General features: G+C 58.9%; 4 protein-coding genes. All 4 read left to right on the top strand.

The genetic code is table 11. The features are described 5' to 3' along the window. Nucleotides 1-1051: 1051 nt before the first annotated feature. On the top strand, nt 1052-1522 hold the full coding sequence (locus O3306_RS22360) for a VPLPA-CTERM sorting domain-containing protein (protein WP_272011622.1): 471 nt from the start codon (nt 1052-1054) through the stop codon (nt 1520-1522). 533 nt (nt 1523-2055) lie between these two features. Then, complete coding sequence (locus O3306_RS22355) at nt 2056-3261, top strand: site-specific DNA-methyltransferase (protein WP_272011625.1); 1206 nt, start codon at nt 2056-2058, stop codon at nt 3259-3261. Continuing rightward, nucleotides 3258-3419, top strand: coding sequence for a DUF7220 family protein (locus tag O3306_RS22350; protein ID WP_272011621.1), 162 nt, complete (start codon nt 3258-3260; stop codon nt 3417-3419). The genes O3306_RS22355 and O3306_RS22350 overlap by 4 nt, the downstream gene beginning before the upstream one ends. Next, the coding region (locus O3306_RS22345) for a hypothetical protein (protein ID WP_272010873.1) at nt 3419-3816 on the top strand (398 nt) is incomplete at its 3' end. The genes O3306_RS22350 and O3306_RS22345, both read left to right, overlap by 1 nt.

Below are 3816 nucleotides of genomic sequence, written 5' to 3'. Positions count from 1 at the left end.
GACTGGGGGCTTTGCGCCACATACGGTGGGTCATTTTTAAATGCCATAACCGGGTCAGCTTTGAACGCTCATTGACAGGTTTCAGCTTTCTTCCTTGATTTGACTATCAGCAGTTCAGCTCAGCAATACACGTCATTTTGCGGATGTGCCAACGACCTGCTGACCGGACCGTTGTGCAGCTAACGAGGCGGACCGCGTGACCCAATCGCCCGTCTTGGCCGCACGACCCTGTTCTGGTGTAGGCGCGCTTGAGCCTGTTCAACAGTCATTCGACTGAACAACACGAAGGTAAGCTTCGGCCTGTGCGGTTGTTTTTTACGCCGTAACCGCCGCTGATCGTGATCATTAAAAACGCTACAGCGAAAGTCGGCTCCGTCCGCGTGTCAGTTCTTCGGCCACGATGCCGCGGATACCTGCTCTCGTTTGGTGTGCGGTACGCGGGCGGATCAATGGAGGTGTCTTGGCTCAGGGTTCGTTTCGGCCCCGAGTTCTTGCAGTAAGTGCAGCCGATTCAGCGTTGGCGATTATGCTGCCCGTGAACACTGGTTCATTGCACAGGGCGGGGGCATGCCGGCAACTTCCCACGATCAGGCGGCAGGCTAAGGCGCAACTGCGCGTCGCTGTCTGATAGCCGCGTTAGGTGATCCGGCTGAGTGGCAGCCGGAGTGGCGCGCTTTTGCACGCGCCAGTTTGAGAGCAGCGGTTCACCCAGATCACAGCGAGGGCCCGGAAGGAGCCCTCTTTGATCGATGCTGCTGCAAGCCTGAATAGCGGCTCTACGGGCAAGGTCGACTTTGGTCTTGCCTTCGTTAACGGCGTCTTTCGGGGAGATGGGTTTAACCAGATGGAACGGTCATTTTCGCCGAGTCGAAACGGTCGTTTGAGATGTCATGCATCGGGAACAAGATGCCAGGACATTTTCAATGTGTGTGGGTTTTTATTGACAGAGCAGAACGTTTCAATTCATCGTCACTAACATTTAATCACGTCGGTGAGTTGGCTCCAAATCTTCCTTGGCACGCGCACGGACAAATTACATTTGGAGAATTAAATGACGAAAATGACACTTTTGGCAGCGGCGGCTCTGGCGCTGTCCATCGCAGTTCCTGCAGCCAACGCCGCCACGGTTACGGTAAACGGTTCGGATTGGGAAATAAATACAGTTAGGGGTACCTTTGGTGACATTGAAGGTGTGCTTACCAGCCAAGTGTGGTGGGGCGACCGTGCTGTTGCAATTGATTTCGCTGAAGTGGTCGGTGATACACTTGGCCTACCGAATTTTGGTATTCGAGGCCCCAGTTTTTCTTATGTTGAGGCATTCGACCCTAAATGGGTTTCTTCAGCGTTTTGGAACTCACCATTATCTATCGTGTCAGAGTTAAATACGGACAAAACCGCTTTTAGGACTTGGGCGGTCGCTACACCCGTGGCTCCCATACCGATACCTGCCAGTGGATTGCTTCTGCTGACGGGGCTTGCTGGCGTCGCTGGGCTCAAGCGCAGAAAGAAACGCGCCGCGTAACACAATGGCGCGAATACCACGTTGGAGCGATGCGTTTCTACTTGTCAGATATAGCCCAAGGGGTATCAGGTTGGATCTGATACCCCTTTTTCTTTGAGAAGCTGAATTAGGGGAAACGGGTATTCGTCAAATGTACCGCATTGGCAGATTTGGGTGTGGCCTATCATCGCGCGCGCGTGCATGAAGGGCAGCTTCGTACTGCATATCAGTCCTTCGCACGCGATGCCGCGGGTACCTGCTCTCGTTTGGTGTGCGGTACGCGGGCGAACCAAATGAAGCGCTTGGCTTAGGGTCCGCTTTGGCACCGAGCTGCATGCAGTAAGTACAAGCGATCCAGCGCTGGCGATTATGATGCTCTCTTTGCAAGATGGCGGCTCCTGTCGTCACTTGTCATTTAATGTCAATATTCCAATGACTTGCCTGATTTGATATGCTGCCTCTGAGGTAGGTTCATTGCACAGGGCGGGGTCATGGCAGCAACATCCCACAATCAGACGGCAGGCTATGACGCGATCGGTGCGCGGGCGGTCGATATGTGCCTGGTCGCGGACCTCGTGCCCTACGCGCGCAATGCCCGGACCCACAGCGAGGCGCAGGTGGCCAGGATCGCGGGCTCGATCCGGGAGTTCGGGTTCAACAATCCGGTGCTGGTGGACGCCGAGAGCGGTATCATCGCGGGGCACGGTCGGGTGCTGGCAGCGCGCAAGCTCGGGCTGGAGCGGGTGCCGGTGATTGAGCTGACCCATCTGAGCGAGGCGCAGAAACGGGCTTATGTCCTCGCGGATAACCGACTGGCCGAGCAGGCGGGGTGGGACCGCGAGATGCTGGGGCTGGAACTGGCGGACCTATCGGAGCTAGGGATTGATCTCGGTGATATCGGCTTTGAGGGGGCAGAGCTGGATGCACTGCTGGATCATGGGGCGGGGGATCCGAAAGAGGAAGAAACACCCGAAGCTCCCGACGTCCCGGTCTCGCGACCGGGCGATCTCTGGCAACTGGGCGCGCACCGGCTGATGTGCGGCGACGCCACGGACGCGACTGCTGTTGCTCTCCTGTTGAACGGCGTCACACCGCATCTCATGGTCACGGACCCACCTTACGGCGTGATGTACGATCCGGACTGGCGCAACCGGGCAGGGGCCTCGGAGACGAAGCGCACGGGCAAGGTGTTGAATGACGACCGTGCTGACTGGCGGGACGCCTGGGCACTGTTTCCCGGAGACGTGGCTTATGTCTGGCATGGCGCACTGCACGCGACGACCGTGGCCGAGAGCCTGCAGGCCAGTGGCTTCGATATCCGCAGCCAGATCATCTGGGCCAAGGAGCGGCTGGTGCTGAGCCGTGGGCACTATCACTGGCAGCACGAGCCCTGCTGGTACGGCGTGCGCGGCAAGGGGCACTGGTCCGGAGATCGCACGCAAACCACGCTCTGGACGATCCCGAACCGGGATCAGGACGCGGAGACTGTTCATGGGACCCAAAAGCCGGTGGAGTGCATGCGCCGCCCGATGTTGAACAACTCCAGCCAGGGGCAGGCGGTCTATGAACCCTTCTCTGGCTCGGGCACGACAATCATTGCGGCGGAGAGCTGCGGGCGGGTGTGCCATGCCATGGAACTCGATCCGGCCTATGTGGACGTTGCAGTGATGCGTTGGCAGAACTTAACGGGGCAGGCGGCGCGGCTTGCGGGAAGTGACAGCTCCTTCGTGGACGTCTCAGATGAACGGGGGGCGGCATGAGACAGAGTCGGTCCTTCTCGTCAGTTGAGGCGGCGACCAATGTGATCCTCGGCTGGATGATCGCCCTGATCACGCAAGCGCTGAGCGGTGCGTTCACTGCCGTATCGGTCCTGCGCAGCTCCGTCCTGCGTCGCCTCTTCACCCGGGTGGCCTGCTGATGGGACGCCCACCGATCACCCTGACGCCGGCGCAATGCCGGGAGGTCGAGACTTTGGCTGCCTTGCTGAGCCAGGAGCAAATCGCGGATTACTTCGGGATTGCCCGCAACACCTTCCGGGCCATCTGCGCGCGCGATGAGGAGGTTGTTGCGCACTATAAACGAGGCAAGGCCAAGGCGATTGCGCATGTTGCCAACGGGCTCCTGCAGAAAGCCAGAGCCGGGGACACGGCCTCGTCCATCTTCTATCTCAAGACGCAGGCGGGCTGGCGGGAAACCGCTGCCATCGAGCACTCCGGTCCGGAGGGTGGCCCGATCGAGCTTTCCAACGCCAGCAGGCGATTGAAAGACCATATCGATCGCATCGCCGAGCGTATCCGTGCGGTAGAGGCCGACGA

The sequence above is a fragment of the Roseovarius sp. ZX-A-9 genome (assembly GCF_028369135.1).
GTDB lineage: Bacteria > Pseudomonadota > Alphaproteobacteria > Rhodobacterales > Rhodobacteraceae > Roseovarius.
This window is presented reverse-complemented; position numbering and strand designations above follow the sequence as displayed.